14 protein-coding genes are annotated in these 15116 nt (G+C 51.0%); all 14 read right to left on the bottom strand.

The window, feature by feature from the left end:
• Positions 1-20: 20 nt before the first annotated feature.
• Positions 21-308 (bottom strand): co-chaperone GroES, encoded by a 288-nt coding sequence (gene groES / locus KOO63_03200; GenBank protein ID MBU8920846.1) that lies wholly within the window; start codon positions 306-308, stop codon positions 21-23.
• Positions 309-474: 166 nt separating this feature from the next.
• Positions 475-1245 (bottom strand): type III pantothenate kinase, encoded by a 771-nt coding sequence (locus tag KOO63_03195; GenBank protein MBU8920845.1) that lies wholly within the window; start codon positions 1243-1245, stop codon positions 475-477.
• The gene (locus tag KOO63_03190; protein ID MBU8920844.1) at positions 1229-2053 is read right to left on the bottom strand and encodes a biotin--[acetyl-CoA-carboxylase] ligase; all 825 of its coding nucleotides are present in this window, start codon (positions 2051-2053) and stop codon (positions 1229-1231) included. The genes KOO63_03195 and KOO63_03190 overlap by 17 nt, the downstream gene beginning before the upstream one ends.
• A complete protein-coding gene (nadC, locus tag KOO63_03185; protein MBU8920843.1) occupies positions 2046-2912 on the bottom strand; it encodes a carboxylating nicotinate-nucleotide diphosphorylase in 867 nt (288 codons plus the stop codon). The genes KOO63_03190 and nadC overlap by 8 nt, the downstream gene beginning before the upstream one ends.
• Positions 2909-4906 carry an excinuclease ABC subunit UvrB gene (gene uvrB / locus KOO63_03180; protein ID MBU8920842.1) on the bottom strand — a complete coding sequence of 666 codons (1998 nt, stop codon included), beginning with the start codon at positions 4904-4906 and terminating at the stop codon, positions 2909-2911. The genes nadC and uvrB overlap by 4 nt, the downstream gene beginning before the upstream one ends.
• Positions 4907-4917: 11 nt before the next feature.
• On the bottom strand, positions 4918-5922 hold the full coding sequence (locus KOO63_03175; protein MBU8920841.1) for a helix-turn-helix domain-containing protein: 1005 nt from the start codon (positions 5920-5922) through the stop codon (positions 4918-4920).
• Entirely contained in the window at positions 5919-8618 is a 2700-nt protein-coding gene (locus KOO63_03170; protein MBU8920840.1) for a valine--tRNA ligase, read from the bottom strand. The genes KOO63_03175 and KOO63_03170 overlap by 4 nt, the downstream gene beginning before the upstream one ends.
• Positions 8619-8704: 86 nt before the next feature.
• Positions 8705-9532: an undecaprenyl-diphosphate phosphatase gene (locus tag KOO63_03165; GenBank protein MBU8920839.1), complete on the bottom strand. Its 828-nt coding sequence runs from the start codon at positions 9530-9532 to the stop codon at positions 8705-8707.
• A gap of 12 nt (positions 9533-9544) precedes the next feature.
• A complete protein-coding gene (locus KOO63_03160; protein MBU8920838.1) occupies positions 9545-10378 on the bottom strand; it encodes a geranylgeranylglycerol-phosphate geranylgeranyltransferase in 834 nt (277 codons plus the stop codon).
• Positions 10378-11925 carry a capsule assembly Wzi family protein gene (locus tag KOO63_03155; protein MBU8920837.1) on the bottom strand — a complete coding sequence of 516 codons (1548 nt, stop codon included), beginning with the start codon at positions 11923-11925 and terminating at the stop codon, positions 10378-10380. Before KOO63_03155 ends, KOO63_03160 begins: the two co-directional genes overlap by 1 nt.
• On the bottom strand, positions 11922-13079 hold the full coding sequence (locus KOO63_03150) for a tetratricopeptide repeat protein (GenBank protein ID MBU8920836.1): 1158 nt from the start codon (positions 13077-13079) through the stop codon (positions 11922-11924). The genes KOO63_03155 and KOO63_03150 overlap by 4 nt, the downstream gene beginning before the upstream one ends.
• Before the next feature lie 105 nt (positions 13080-13184).
• Positions 13185-13625, bottom strand: coding sequence for a hypothetical protein (locus KOO63_03145; protein ID MBU8920835.1), 441 nt, complete (start codon positions 13623-13625; stop codon positions 13185-13187).
• Positions 13622-13987, bottom strand: coding sequence for a response regulator (locus KOO63_03140; protein ID MBU8920834.1), 366 nt, complete (start codon positions 13985-13987; stop codon positions 13622-13624). Before KOO63_03140 ends, KOO63_03145 begins: the two co-directional genes overlap by 4 nt.
• 107 nt (positions 13988-14094) lie before the next feature.
• On the bottom strand, positions 14095-15116 hold a 1022-nt coding region (locus KOO63_03135), incomplete at its 5' end, for a hypothetical protein (GenBank protein ID MBU8920833.1).

Here is a 15116-nt window from a genome sequence, read left to right as displayed (position 1 = left end):
TGTTGCTCCTTCCTGCAGGCTTATATGACAGCCAGAATATCGCTTTCCCTGAGGATAAGATACTCTGCGTCATCAACCGTGATTTCTGTTCCTGAATATTTCCCGTAAAGGACCTTGTCGCCCTTCTTGACCTCAAGCTCGATCCTCTCGCCGGTAGTATCGTTACGGCGGCCCTTGCCTACCGCTATGACTTTACCTTCCTGAGGTTTTTCCTTGGCTGTATCCGGAATGATGATTCCGCTCTTTTTCACTTCAATAGCATCCATCGGCTTAACAAGCACCCGGTCAGCCAGCGGCATGATCTTCATTTCTACCCCCTTCTCCTATTGTTAAATAACCTTAATGCCTAATGTTTAATGCCAGTTAGCACTCTACATGCTGGAGTGCCAACCTCCAGCGAATGATAATATATTTGAAGTATCAAGCTATTTCAAGTGTTAAATATCAGGATTTCAATTTTTCTTGAATATCAGGTCATTTCGATGAGAATGCGAGGCAGGAGATATGATAGAGGCCTTCGAAAACCAGGTCTGGAATGGAAATGATATCACCTTCCAATACATCCAGCAGCAATCCTGCCGCCCCCCCTGTCAGGAGGACAGGTAACGGCCTGGCGGCGGATAGCCGGGTCGCGGCAAGGATCTCCCTCACTCCTCCCCTCACTCCATGGAATACGCCTCTTTTAATTGCTTCAATAGTGGACCGGCCAGGGGGTCTGCCCGGGTCCCGGATGACTTCAACAGGAGGAAGAGCGGCTGTCCCACTTGAAAGCACCCCGGCGGCAATTCCGAACCCGGGGAATATAGAACCGCCACAAAATCCTTCAGAGGTCAAAAGGTCGACAGTTACAGCTGTCCCCCCATCGATTATGACAGCCTCATCTATTCCTCGAGCTGAGGCCCCACACGCGGCACATATCCTGTCCGGACCGAGACTGCCCGGATTATCCACGAGCAACCTGAAAGGAAGATCGATGTCATGACCTGCCCTGAGAAGATTTCGGATACCTGTTTTTCCGGCCAGGATCTCTATCCCAGCCGCCCACTCAGATACTACGCTCGAGTAAGCGATGATGATATCTTTCGGGTCACCCTCTGAATCCATTACCGATTCCAGGATCTTATCTGCAGGTTCGTCTCGCCATCTCGTCACGATACTCCCGTTCTGGAACAGGGCTGCCTTGAGGGAACCGTTCCCCCTGTCCATTACGAGTACGGAAGTCGTCATGCTATCTGTCATATCCATGCTCCCTTCCGTTCCCACTACTATCTATACTATCGGCCAGTGTAAGATCCCCGGAGCTGAAGATCCTCTCTCTCCCATCAGATGATATCCTGACAAAGCCCTCATCTGTCAATCCCTCAAGCGATCCGGTCACCACTTCGTCCCCCGAATCCAGGCTTACTCTCATACCTTTCCATAACAGCCTGTTTTCCAGGTCGAACCGGAATATACTGAACCCTTCGTTTTCCCATCTCATATAGTTTTTCTCGAAGGATCTCAAAAGAGAGGTCAGCAAAAGCCCCCGATCGAAAGACCTTCCAGCAAGAATCTTCATCGATACCGCCAACCCCGATATTTCCCCGGGAAAATCATCTGCATCATCATTGACATCAAGGCCTATTCCCAGGACCACATCCCCACCACTTCTCTCGGCGAGTATCCCCGCAAGTTTCCTTCCACCCGAATAAATATCGTTCGGCCACTTGATATCGACCACGACCTCCGGGGCCTCCGCCTCTATAGCATCCGCAGCGCTTAGAGCTAATAGACAGGTCAGGGTGACCGGATCGGCCTGCGGTTTGAGGATTATCGAAACCACAATGCTTCCATCGGTGCTCGAGTACCAGTCGCGACCTTTCCTTCCACGCCCGTCGGTCTGTCTTCCAGCGAGGATAATGCTCCCCTCCGGTAGTCCCGCAGCCATGGAAGCTGCGGCTGAATTCGTAGAGTCAACACTGCAGAAGAATATTGCGGTGGTGCCAAACCTGCCCCTTCCGCAAAGTTCGATTATTCGCGCGGGATGCAACTCATCAGGAATGATCTCAGTCATACCCATCCTGTTCCCTGTCTATCGAAACGAGAAGACTCAGGTCGAGAGCTCTGGCCGAAGCTGTGATCGAACCAGTAGAGATAAAATCCACACCCTCAATAGAATACGATTCAATATTGCCGGTCGTTATACCCCCGGAGACCTCTATTTCCGGTCTTTTGCCGTCCCATCCCGCGATCAGCGAGATTGCCTTCCTGACGCCATCAGGTCCGAAATTGTCGAGCATCACCCTCGAGGGTCTGAACTGTTCAAGCTCGCGGAGTTCTTCGATGGATGTCACCTCGATCTCACTCTCCCCCAGTTTCTCTCCCAACAGTTCGGCAACAGAAGCGATTCCCCCTGCCGACTCTATGTGGTTCTCTTTGACCAGGATGTATGAAGCAAGATCCGGACGGTGGTTCTTTCCGCCTCCGTCGACGACGGCCTGCTTCTCGATATGCCTCAACCCCGGGAGGGTCTTCCTGGTATCCAGGATAGTCACACCGGCTTCAGAGACCAGGCCGACAAATTTCGAAGTAATGGTCGCGACCCCTGAAAGGTGGCCGAGCAGATTCAAGGCTGTCCTCTCCGCTGAAAGAATAGACGCGAGTCTACCCCTGATCACCGCGACCTTCTCTCCAACATTCACTCCCTTTCCATCGGGAACTGTCGGCAGGTACTCAAGTGACCCATCCACCAGATCAAATGCCATCCGGGCACAGAGCTGACCGGATATGACCCCACTCTCCCTTGCTATTATCACCGCCTCGCCCATAATGCCTGCAGGTACCAGCAATGAGGTCGTTATATCATCGAAGGCCAGGTCCTCGTCCAGTGCGGCCTTCACCGTCACCCTGATAGCCTCTTCGATTCCGGTCACTCTTCACTCCTTCTTCGAAGGTTCATCCTGATCTCTTCGATCCTGTCCCTTATACTCGCAGCCTTCTCGAAATGCAGAGCCTCCGCTTCCTTCTTCATTTCCTTCTCAAGCATATCGATCATTCTCGGATCGTCCCAGCCGTCAGGGATGACCTGTTCCGTATCGTCGTCTTTCACATCCTGTTTCGCGTCCGCGACTGAGGTCGATATCCTGACATCCTCGATCGATTTTACAATCGATCGAGGTATGATTCCATGTTCTTTATTATACGCCGCCTGTTTTTCCCTTCGCCTGTTCATCTCATCCATAGCATTTTTCATCGAGTCGGTCAGTTTGTCGGCGTAGAAGATCACCCTGCCCTCGACATTTCTAGCCGCTCTTCCGGCCGTCTGAATCAGTGACGTACGTGACCTGAGAAATCCCTCCTTGTCAGCGTCCAGAACGGCCACCAGACCTACCTCGGGCAGATCCAACCCCTCCCTCAGAAGGTTGATCCCAATCAGGACATCGAATTCGCCAAAACGCAGATCCCTGAGAATCTCAACCCTGTCCAGCGCATCTATATCGCTATGAAGATAGCGTACTCTGACTCCAAGCTTCGAGAGATACGTTGTCAGATCTTCGGACATCCTCTTGGTCAGGGTAGTCACCAGTACCCTTTCCCCTCTCGCTGTCCGTGTCCTTATCTCTCCCAGAAGGTCGTCGACCTGTCCTTCTACAGGCCTGATTAACACCTCGGGTTCAAGGAGGCCGGTCGGTCTGACGATCTGTTCCACCACTTCTCCGCCGCACTTCTCGAGCTCATAATCCGAAGGCGTTGCCGACAAGAATATAAACTTGTCGATCATATCTTCGAACTCGTCAAATTTCAGAGGTCTGTTATCGAGAGCCGAGGGCAACCTGAACCCGTGCTCCACAAGAGTCTGTTTCCTGCTTCTGTCACCCTTGTACATCGCCCTTATCTGAGGAATCGTCACATGTGATTCATCAATGATCACCAGGAAGTCGTCCCTGAAATAATCAATGAGAGTCGCCGGCCTTTCCCCTGGCCTGCGGCTGGTGAAATACCTCGAGTAGTTCTCTATACCCGTACAATACCCCATCTCCTGCATCATCTCGATATCGTACCTTGTCCTCGAATCCAGGCGCCGAGCCTCGAATTCGAATCCGTTCTCCTTCAATTCTCCGACTCTCGCCACCAGGTCTTTCTCTATCTCCACGATCGCCTTCTCAACACTCTCACCAGAAACTACGAAATGCGACGAGGGAAACAGATTGATCTCCTTGGATCGCCTGAGGATCTCTCCTGTGATGGGATGTACGATTGAGATCCTCTCCACCTCATCATCGAACAGTTCTACCCTTACGATCTCTTCCATATATGATGGCCTTACCTCTATGGTATCTCCTCTTACCCTGAATGTGCCCCTGGCAAATTCTATGTCGTTCCTCGAATACCTTATGTCGACCAGCTTCCTCAGGAGCCTGTCCCTACCTACTTCCTCACCTTCCGACAGGGAAAAAGTCATTCTGGCGAATTCCTCAGGAGAACCCAGGCCATAGATGCAGGACACACTCGCCACTACGATCACGTCACGCCTCGACATAAGCGATCCTGTGGCCTTGAGCCTCAAACGATCGATGTCGTCATTTATCGACACGTCTTTGTCTATATATGTCTCGGTAGAAGGGATGAATGCTTCGGGTTGGTAATAGTCATAATAGCTGATAAAATATTCCACCGCGTTATCGGGGAAAAGCGAACGGAACTCACCGTAGAGCTGGGCAGCCAGAGTCTTGTTATGGGATATGACAAGCGCCGGCAAGCCCGTTTTCTCGATCAGGTTCGCAATCGTGAATGTCTTCCCGGAACCAGTGACACCGAGCAGAGTCTGAAATTTTTTTTCGGACTCGATCCCGGAAACGAGGCTCTTGACCGCCTGGGGTTGGTCTCCGGTTAAATCGTAATCTGATTGGATTCTGAATTCAGACATGCGGCCATACCTTATTCCAAACGAATCCCCGCTCGGGTGATCACAACGTTTCTGATGACCTCTCCATGTTCTCCGAGAGGCTTGAGCCGCTCTCCGTCACGTTCGAGCCAGAATCCGCCCGCATTCCCTATGGTCTTGAAAAAAAAAGAACCGGTCGCGGTCAGTCTTTCGACCTGGTCAGGGTATAGGATGAAATCCCTGAGAATACTGTCCGTTTCAGATCCGGATGTGTTGTATATGACCATATCAAACCATGTCGTGTCTGCCGGCCTCGCGATGATCCTGAGTTCCATGGCAGTCTGAGTCTCCCGATCTGGTTCCGGACTGTTCACCACTTCAACAGGCACTACTTCATTCTGTTCCCGGAAGCTGTCCTCTTCACCGGGCAGGTCCCCGGTATTTCCAGCCCCGGCACCATCTTCAGCTTTTTTTTCTCCGGAACTTTCTGACTGTGGCACACCCTCCTGTTCGAGGGATACCGAATCTCTGGCCGCTTCTATCTTTTCCCCTGTGCCGGGCATATCCTCGGGAAGCTTGACATCGTCCCCGGTAAGTCTAGCTATGCTCCAGACGATCAGAATCACCAGGGCGGCTATCCCTGCCGCCGGCAGGAGATACCTCCTGAAAATGTGGGTGGAGGGGACACTCTCCTCGACAAAGGTCTCTTCCACTTCCCATAGATCCCCCCTGCTTTTGTGTGTCTGACCGGTCTGCAGTTCAAATTTGCTGAGAATCTGTTGAACATCAAGCCCGAGCAACCGGGAATAGGTCCTGAGAAAACCCTGCACATAGACTTTCGCCGGAAACGCTTCATAGTTATCAGTCTCGAGGTACTGGAGTGATCTCTTGGGAATCCTGCTTTCAAGACTCAAAGCTTCGAGAGATTGTCCAGATTTCTCTCTTGCCTCGAGAAGTATCTCCCCTACAGTCCTGTCACTCCTCATATCCATAGGATCGACCGGCTTCTCTTTCTTCCCGGTCTCTGTTTCTTCGATATTGTCCTTTTCATCCGTCACTCGAGATCCTCCAGAATACTCGCAATACGTCTGCGCTTGTCCATCATCTCTCCGTATCTGTCACGTTCCCTCTCAACAACATCAGCAGGCGCCCTCCCTGTGAACTTCTCGTCCTTGAGCCTGACACCTATCTTATCCGATTCCCTTACAAGCTTCTCGAGGTCCTTGCTCAACCGGTCTCTTTCCTCCTGGATATCTATCACACCTTCCAGAGGAAGATAAATGTTTATATGTGTATGTCCCGATGCCGCGCATCCTTTCGGTTTTTCAGCATCATCCGATATTGAGAGGTCACTCACCTTTGCCAGAGCCTGGATCTGTCCACGAAATGGCTCGAGCCTCGCGGGAATATTCCTGCCAGGTTCAGCGGAGATTATGATCCCGACCTCAGTCCCTGGAGCAATGTTAAAAGTCTGACGGAGATTACGGATACTCGAAACGATCTCTCTGAACATCTCCACGCCTGCCTCAAGATCTTTATCCATTAGATCGTCTGGAAGATCTTTCAGCCTGTAACCCGCCAGAAGAGGAGCGTCAGGTGAAAGCATCGACCAAATCTCTTCCGAAATAAACGGCATCACCGGATGCAGCATCACCATTGAAAGCCCCAGTACAGCCCTTGCAGTCACTGCGGCTCCGGCCCGCCGGGGACCCTCATCCCGGAACGCTGGCTTGGAGAGTTCCAGATACCAGTCACAGAACTCATGCCAGAAGAAATCATAGACAGTCTTGACCGCCTCATCGAACCTGAATCCGTCTATCGACCTTCCGTATTCCCCGAACCTCGCCTTCAACCGGCTGATGATCCATCTATCCTCCCAACCAAATGCAGTCTCATATGAAGGATTTTTTCCGTACAGGCGAGAAAAGAGATCCAGTACGGGATCGCTGCCATCCGGGGCATCTTCACCATCGAACATCCCGTCACCACCCTCACCCTGACTCAGGACAAATCTCGCCGCGTTCCAGATCTTGTTAGCGAAATGTCCACCTATCTCGACCTTGCTCTCGTCGAACATCAGATCCTGTCCGGGAGGAGAAAGCATCATCAGGGTAAAACGGAAAGCGTCCGCGCCCCTGCGTTCGATGATATCTATCGGGTCTGGCGAATTCCCCAGGGATTTACTCATCTTCCGTCCCTTTGTATCGCGGACGATTCCCGTTATATATACGTCGGAAAACGGTTTTTCTCCCAGAAACTCTATAGAGGCCATGATCATCCTCGCCACCCAGAAAAAGATGATATCTCCTCCGGTAACCAGTACATCTGTAGGGTGAAAAGTCTTCAGGTCGGCTGTCTCATCTGGCCAGCCCAGGGGAGAAAAGGTCCAGAGCCATGAGGAGAACCAGGTATCCAGCACATCCTCGTCCTGGGTTATTTTCCCACCGCCACATTTAGCGCATCGATCCGGGTCTTCTCTCGTAACTGTCATCTCGCCACAATCATCACAATACCACACCGGTATCCGATGACCCCACCAGAGCTGCCTCGATATGCACCAGTCCCTGATATTCTCCATCCAGCTGAGATAGATGTTCTTCCATCGTTCGGGGAAAAACGTGACATCCCCATCTTCGACGGATTTTACAGCAGGAGCAGCCAGCGAATCCATTTTCAGGAACCACTGCCTGGAGATCGAGGACTCGATAATCTGGCCGCACCGATCGTGGTGTCCGACCGAATGTCTATAGTCATCTATCTTCCGCATGTATCCTTGTTCTTCCAGGGCGGCCAGCACGGCCTTTCTAGCCTCGAATATTCCCAGGCCCTTGAATTTTCCAGCTTCCTCGTTCATTCTGCCAGTACGGTCGATGACGACCACAGGATCAAAGCCGTGCCTGAGGCCTATAGCGAAATCGGTCGCGTCGTGCGCGGGCGTCACTTTCAGACATCCGGTCCCGAATTCAGGATCGACCGCTTCATCGAAGATCACTGGTATCTCTCTGTCAGTCAGAGGAAGCTTCAGAAACATCCCCTTCATCTTCCCAGCCCTCGGGTCATCAGGACTCATGGCGACGGCAACATCTCCGAGCATCGTTTCCGGACGGGTCGTTCCTACTATCACTTCACCCTTACCATCAACGTACGGATAGGCTATGTAGTAAAGTTTGGAATCCTCTTCCCTGAAATCTACTTCCTCGTCGCTTATCGCCGTTCCACAGGAAGGACACCAGTTGACAATATATTTCCCCCTGTAAATCAATCCTTTTTCAAAGAGGCGTACGAATATCTCCCTCACAGCACTTGATACTCCCGGATCGAGAGTAAAAGCCTCCCGGCTCCAGTCAAGTGACGCACCCAGCCGACCCAACTGTTCGACTATCCTCCCGTGATACTGTTTCTTCCATTTCCAGCATTCCTCCAGAAACGCATCCCTGCCCATCTCTTCTCTGGAGGTACCGGCCTTCTCGAGTGAACGATCTACGACGTTCTGTGTCGCGATCCCGGCATGATCGGTCCCCGAAAGCCATAACACATTGTGACCTGTAAGCCGTTTCCAGCGGATGAGGATATCCTGCACAGTCGTCCCGAGCGCGTGACCCACGGTGAGTTTTCCTGTCACATTCGGCGGTGGAAGGATTATCGTGTACGGTGGTAATGTTGATTCTACATCCGCCGTAAAAACACCGCTCTCATCCCAGGCCCTGCTCCATTTATTTTCTATTTCATTCGGTTTATATACCTTGCCGAGCATTACATCTCCTTGATGATTGACTTGTCCGCGGCAGGCCTCAATCTAACACAGGCAGGTTGCACGGTCAACCGTTCCAGGCATTCCAGTTACACGATTATCATGAAATATGCAAGAAGCCCCAATCCCGCAGGGATAAGATACCATGCAAACCTGTAAAACGAACCTTTTTTGAGTATATATATCAACAACTTCAGCGCGAAAAGGCCGGCAACGAATGCGGTGACGGTCCCGATAACCAGCAGGATCATTGATGAAGTGGAGAAAATAACACCGCCATCCACCAGTTCCAGAAGAAGAGCTCCCAGAATGGCAGGGAGACTCAACATGAACGAGAATTCTGCACCTCTCTCGAACCCGATCCCCATCAAAAGCGCGACAGCGATGGTCCATCCGCTCCTGGAACAGCCGGGAAATATCGCTACAGCCTGCGCAATACCGATCAGAATCACCGTTTTCCATGTGAGAGAGGAATCACCGCCACGACCTTTCGAGAGCAGAAGCATCACACCGGTCACTATCAGCAGGCCTGATACTATCCCGGGGGAATCGAACATCCCCTCTATCCGGTCTTTGAAAAGGATGCCTACTAATCCGGCCGGTATCGACCCGAGGAATATCCACCCGATGTAGAGGGAATCATCCTTGAATGTCTCGTTTATTCTGAGGGCAGGAAATATCCACCCTGCCGCTGTGCGCACCAACGCGACGATCTTCTTCCTGTAAACCGTTACGACAGCCCCCAGAGTACCGACATGAACAGCGATCTCAAACATTATACTGCCGGCCCCGGCAGGATCTCTCGATCCGAGAAGGGCTCCCGCTATCACAAGGTGGCCTGAAGAACTCACGGGAAGAAATTCGGTCAATCCCTGAATTATGGCAAGAACAATTACGATTATTACATCACTCGACAATTCGGCCCCCTGTTATCCAGATCGCTGAATCGAGCCGGCCAGAAAAGCGAAGATCCCGAAAAACATCCCCAGCTTTAACAATTTACTGACCAGGCCATTTTTTCTTTTCTGCAGCGCAAATATGATTGAAAAGATAAGTATCGGCAAGACAGAAAATGACATGATCCACATGTAAGCGGTCGAGTAGACCCCCTTTACCCATGGAATCGGGAATAAGATCGCCAGGATGACGAAGATAACAGCAGCATAGTTCAACGCGACAACCTGCCCGCAGACTACAGGAATGGTCCTGGCCCCGAATCTTTTGTCTCCCTCCAGATCCTCACAGTCCTTTACCAGTTCCCGTCCCAGCACGAACAAAAAGGTGAAAGCTGCCGGGATCATGCCTTGGGCAATACGACCCGCGACCAGCGCTCCCAGCAAGAATCCACTCCCGGTCACGGCAGACACAAGCAGGTTTCCGGCCAGGAACATCCTCTTGAAAAATCTTGAATAGAGAAACAACAGTATTATCCACACGAATATCCAGATCGAGATCTGGACGGAAAGAAATGGGAATGTACTGATCAGAAGCAGAAGCAGGACGAAGTAGAGAGACAGTGCTGTCCTGGAAGCCAGCCTGCCCGACGGAAGCGCACGTTTCGGTTTGTTGATACGATCGATACCGATGTCGTTGTAGTCATTGATCACATTCCCTGCCGCTGTGGCCAGAGCCACTGCAGTCAGGACAGCTAACGGGGGAATCTCCGGCCAGGATACGATCCAGTATCCGGTCGCGACACAAAAGACAGCCGCCACGACATTATGGAGCCTCATTATTGACAGTATGCCTGTGATAACTCTCATCAGAAATCAAAGACCAGTCCCAGGTATCCGAATCCCTCGTCCCCTCCCACCCGATCAGGTGACGTCCTGACAAGTCCGCCACCCGCTACGATCCGGGATCCGTGGCCAAGATCCAGATATCCAGCTAAATGAAACATCTTCTCCGTAACTACTTCCCCACTTGGGAAATCCGGATCAGGATCCTCCTCTCTGTCCCATTCTCTAAGATCGTTCCCCTCTCCTCGCCTCGTCAGATCGGCTCCCAGAGAGACCATTACCCTCGCGGTGACCGGTATCGACACCTGGAACGACCATCTGTCTGAATCGGGCCCCAGCCTCGAACCGAGTAGAGGGTCATTGTCAATGGCCCCTCTGCCGGTCACATAGGCTGTCCCCAGAGAATCCTTGTGGGCATAGGTGAATATATCGATATATGTATATCCTGCCAGGAACTCGATCTCGCGGTCGCCGGTATCTAACATCTTCTCTATTGTCATCGAAAATCCAAGTCTGTCAGGTGCTTCTCCTCGTCCTTCATACTGAAAATCGTCGATCAGTAATTCTCCGTATACGATAGTTCCCTTTCCCAGCGGGATCTTCCAGTCCAGGCCCCAGAGAATATTGTCGTCACCCTTTTCGTTGTACTGATTTGCATAGAAAAAGCCTGCAGGAAGCATGTAGGAATAATCGAACGGCCGGCCCGAATAAATTACAGTCTCACTTATACCCAGTCTTATCGATCGAGGAAATGTTATCTCAAGCCTGTGGCCGGCCAGATGTCTTTCCGACTCACTGTCGAGTGAGACCTGTATTCCCGACAACCGGAACCTTCCCATCTCCAAACTGAACGATACCTGGTCGAGCGATCCCGCGCTGCTGGACATGATAAGAGATTCTTCCCTCCCATTTCCCCAATGGATGTAATCCCTTCCGGCTACTACCCTTATCCTCGCCGTGCTCCAGGACAGGTACGCTCTCTCGTATTCAGCAGTGAGTCCCCGGAAACTCTTCTCTCTTGCCGAAGGTTTGTTCTTCGCAGAATTCAGCCCCCATTCAGGTTCCATTCGCAGACGATATGAGGTGTAAAAGGTCAGCCCCCCACCTGGATCGATCAGAAGGGAAGGTTCGGCCAGCCCATCCAGCTCACCTCTGTCGCGACCCTCTTTTTTTTTGAAAAACAGTCCGGCCGCCAGATCGAATGCGGTAAATCTCCCGCCTTCTCTCAAAATATAAAGTGGCCGATCCTCTCTTTCCTGGGGCCTGGAAGAGGTTCCCTGAAGTTCTCCACGAAGCCTCTCCAGAAGAAAGACCTGGCGTGGAGAAAGGATATCCTCGCGCCCATCCAGGTTCTGCAACAGACGGTCAAGACGGAATGCCGCATCTGCCCTGCTCCAGGGCATATATGGTGGAAGCTCCACAAGACCTGCAAGCTCGAACGATCTGAATGCAGAATAGATCCATGAGGAAGGCTCTATCGATTCGTTAGAGCCATGAAGCGGACAGACGGGAAGAACGACCAGTATCAGGAAGAACGACAAGAACAACGATATGAACGTAGAATGTCTCATCCGGTTATGCGGTTCGTCCCCCTGATGCTTCCCTGGATACCTCCTCCACCCATCCTGTACCATTCGCGAGCCTTGCGCTTGTCGTCCTGTTTTTCATAAGCTATACCCATACTGAAATATACTCTCTGATCATCAGGATTGATCTCGGCTACACGCTTGAAATACTCCTGCGCCTTCTGAGGTTCCTCCAGTTTGTTAAAGCATTCTCCCACGTAGAACAGAATAGTCGAATTACCAGGATTCAGATGGGCAGCCTGGTGCAGTTTTTTCAGGGCCTTGGAGTAAAGACCTTTTCTGTAGTAGATGAGCCCCTGGTAAAAAAGGGCGTTCACGTTGTCGCTCTCGAGTTTCAGGATCTTGCTGAATTCTTCGAGAGCTTCGTCGTACTTACCCTCATTTATCAGAGCCACACCAAGGTTATAGTGGCCTTCGATGCAACCGGGATCGATCTCGATCCCGATTCTGAATTCCTTAATCGCCTGATTACGATCACCCTCGTCCCCATACAGAGCTCCGAGATTAAAATGTGCTTCGGCGCTTCTGGGATTGTGCTGTACGGCCTTTCGAAACTGCTGAAGAGCTGCGCTACGCTTCCCGTTGAGATCCAGAATATATCCAAGGTTCGTGTACGATTTCGAATGTGTCGGATCTATGTTGATAGCTTTCCTGTAACACAACTCCGCTTTATCGTAATCACGGTTCTTTGTAAAAGCTACTCCAAGCCTGTAATGACACTCCGGATTCTCCGGCTCAAGATCAAGCGCTTCACTGTGAAGTTTGAGAGCCTCAGTGAGCCTGCCCTGCTTCTCAAGAAGCCTGCCCATCCTGTAAAGGGGTAACGCTTCCTCGCAACGTAGACTTCTCAGCTTTTCATACCCTTCGAAAGCAGATTCGTAATTACCCGATCTCTCGAACAACTCGCACACATCGAGAAGAACATCCATACCGATATCTTTACGCCTGATCAATTCGCCGAGAATAATGCTGGATTTTCGAGATTCTTTTCTTGATTGGAGATACTTCGCCAATTCGAGGACATCGCCGACCCTGGCTTCACCGGAATCGTATTTCTTCCTGAGCCGCGCGATTTCCCTGCTCTCTTCCTTGACCTCACCCTTGGTGAATTCAAGCAGTTTGTCCCAGCGCAACCCCATTCCTTACCCCCTCAAAGATGTACGCAGGTTCCTAATGCGCACAGGCTAGAACAGAAAGGCGCCAGTGTCAAGGCTAATGTGACTAAAGTGGAGGGATACAGGGTGTTAACGGCGGATTCCGTAATTATAAAGAGACCTGTTGTACTGGTGGAACGAAAGCCTGACCATGAGCCTGTCGCTGGGCTTGTATGTCAGATCGAAGTTCGGCAGAAAGATCTGGGTATTCTCCCCGGATTCCGGCCCCATCATCGAAGACCTCACACCGACATCCCAATTCAAGGTCAGGTTGGATCTCAGCCTGTACGAAAAATGTCCGAGATAATAACCGAATCCATCGGAACCATAGTTGCCTGACGACATGTAGGAAAATCCGACTGAAGAGTTGAAACTCAGTCCAGGAATGTTCATGAAAGAGACTTCACCGACCGGGTTCAGATAATCCGTAAATACACTCTCCCCCTCGTATACGTTCTGCGACGCGAGCATCGCGGGCGCCCCGGCTATCAGGCATGCTGATAAAAGTATGGCGGCCCTTGGGAAATTCATGCCTGCCCCTTTTTTTCGAGCAGTTCACCGATCTTTTTCTTCAGAGGTTCAAGATCGACAGATTTCACGATATACGCGTCCGCAGCCCAAGTCTGGAAATTATCCTTGTAGACAGAGTACGCGGAGTTGATTATGACGGGAAGATGCTTATCCCTTTCGACGATCTCCATCAGAGCGTCGATACCACTTTCATCTCCCAGTTTTATATCAAGGATTATAAGGTCCGGAGAATCATTCTCCACTGCTGCCAGAGCTTCGCTGACATTCTCCGCAAGAAGGGTCTCATACCCTTCGCCCTCAAGTTCCTCGGAGTACAGCATCCTGACATTTACTTCATCATCGACAATCAATATCCTGGCCATTTATCACTCCCGGGTAAGCGACATTCCAACATACACATCATCGGCATATATCGGGGGACGGTCAAGCATTATTTCTCTGTGGTTAAATAGGGACAACCGCAGGGATCTCAGGAAGTGACATGGATATCAAGGATCACTTTCAGAGGTGTCTTGTTCCTGATCTCCTCTTCAGTCAATTCGACTGGGACCTTAATGATCTTTTCAAACAGATTTTCTTCATTTCGATCGCCCATCCCGGAGGAAACGACTTCTGTCTCCACCGCTGTATCGGGCAGCCTGTCGAGAGGGTCATTAATGATATCTATTTTCTCTTCTGTGGTCGCCACGGTGACTTTGGAAACCGGGTCCTCTTCCGATACCGGATCATCCGGTTTTTCCGACGATTCTTTCCCGCCTCCGAGTTCTACGACATGTCCGTATTCCTCGTACCCCTCACTATTGGAACGAAGGTCGATACTTTCCTCGATCTCCCCTTCCTTCAGTACACTATCTACAAACTCAGAGACAGATTCGTGCTCCTCTTCTCTCTCCTCTGCGTAACCTAAAGATTCGCTCTCGTCCGTCTCTGAGTCATTTTCTCTTTTCTTACCCTGAGCGACTACCTCAATACTTATCTCTTCTTGAGAGCTCACTTCCTGCTCGTCTATCTTGACGGACGATTCGCGCAAGTCCTGTTTGAGAGTAGTGAACACGTTTTTCGCTATACCCTCAAAAGTCTCATACACTCCTTCGCCTGTCATAGCGATCGCTTCGTACGAATCAGTATTAGATGTATTGAGTTCTCTATCCATCATCTCCCTGTCCATACAGCCTGGCAGGTCTCTTTTATTGTACTGGATCACCCAGGGCAGATCAGAAAGCGACAGCCCCAGGTCATTAAGGTTATCCTCAAGATTTGAGAGACTTTCCTTGTTGTCTTCCATCCTTGCAGGATCGGAATCCGCAACGAACACTACAGCATCCACACCTCTTAGAACAAGTTTCCTCGTGGCATTATAGTAGACCTGGCCGGGTACGGTATACAGGAGGAATCGAACCGTCATGCCGTTCAGACCACCGACTTCTATGGGCAGATAATCAAAGAACAGCGTTCTGTCCGTACGTGTCTTCATAGACACCATCTTACCCT

Source organism: Candidatus Latescibacterota bacterium (assembly GCA_019038625.1).
Taxonomy (GTDB): Bacteria; Krumholzibacteriota; Krumholzibacteriia; order Krumholzibacteriales; family Krumholzibacteriaceae; genus JAGLYV01.
Note: the sequence above shows the minus strand (reverse complement) of the source record. Positions and strands in the feature narration are given on the sequence as shown.

What these genes read in the sequence shown, in the direction of transcription:
- KOO63_03150 (MBU8920836.1), bottom strand. Translation starts at nt 13,079, where the DNA reads ATGGGGTTGCGCTGGGACAAACTGCTTGAATTCACCAAGGGTGAGGTC.
- KOO63_03155 (MBU8920837.1), bottom strand. Translation starts at nt 11,925, where the DNA reads ATGAGACATTCTACGTTCATATCGTTGTTCTTGTCGTTCTTCCTGATA.
- KOO63_03195 (MBU8920845.1), bottom strand. Translation starts at nt 1,245, where the DNA reads ATGGATATGACAGATAGCATGACGACTTCCGTACTCGTAATGGACAGG.
- groES (MBU8920846.1), bottom strand. Translation starts at nt 308, where the DNA reads ATGAAGATCATGCCGCTGGCTGACCGGGTGCTTGTTAAGCCGATGGAT.
- KOO63_03140 (MBU8920834.1), bottom strand. Translation starts at nt 13,987, where the DNA reads ATGGCCAGGATATTGATTGTCGATGATGAAGTAAATGTCAGGATGCTG.
- KOO63_03170 (MBU8920840.1), bottom strand. Translation starts at nt 8,618, where the DNA reads ATGCTCGGCAAGGTATATAAACCGAATGAAATAGAAAATAAATGGAGC.
- KOO63_03145 (MBU8920835.1), bottom strand. Translation starts at nt 13,625, where the DNA reads ATGAATTTCCCAAGGGCCGCCATACTTTTATCAGCATGCCTGATAGCC.
- uvrB (MBU8920842.1), bottom strand. Translation starts at nt 4,906, where the DNA reads ATGTCTGAATTCAGAATCCAATCAGATTACGATTTAACCGGAGACCAA.
- KOO63_03160 (MBU8920838.1), bottom strand. Translation starts at nt 10,378, where the DNA reads ATGAGAGTTATCACAGGCATACTGTCAATAATGAGGCTCCATAATGTC.
- KOO63_03190 (MBU8920844.1), bottom strand. Translation starts at nt 2,053, where the DNA reads ATGACTGAGATCATTCCTGATGAGTTGCATCCCGCGCGAATAATCGAA.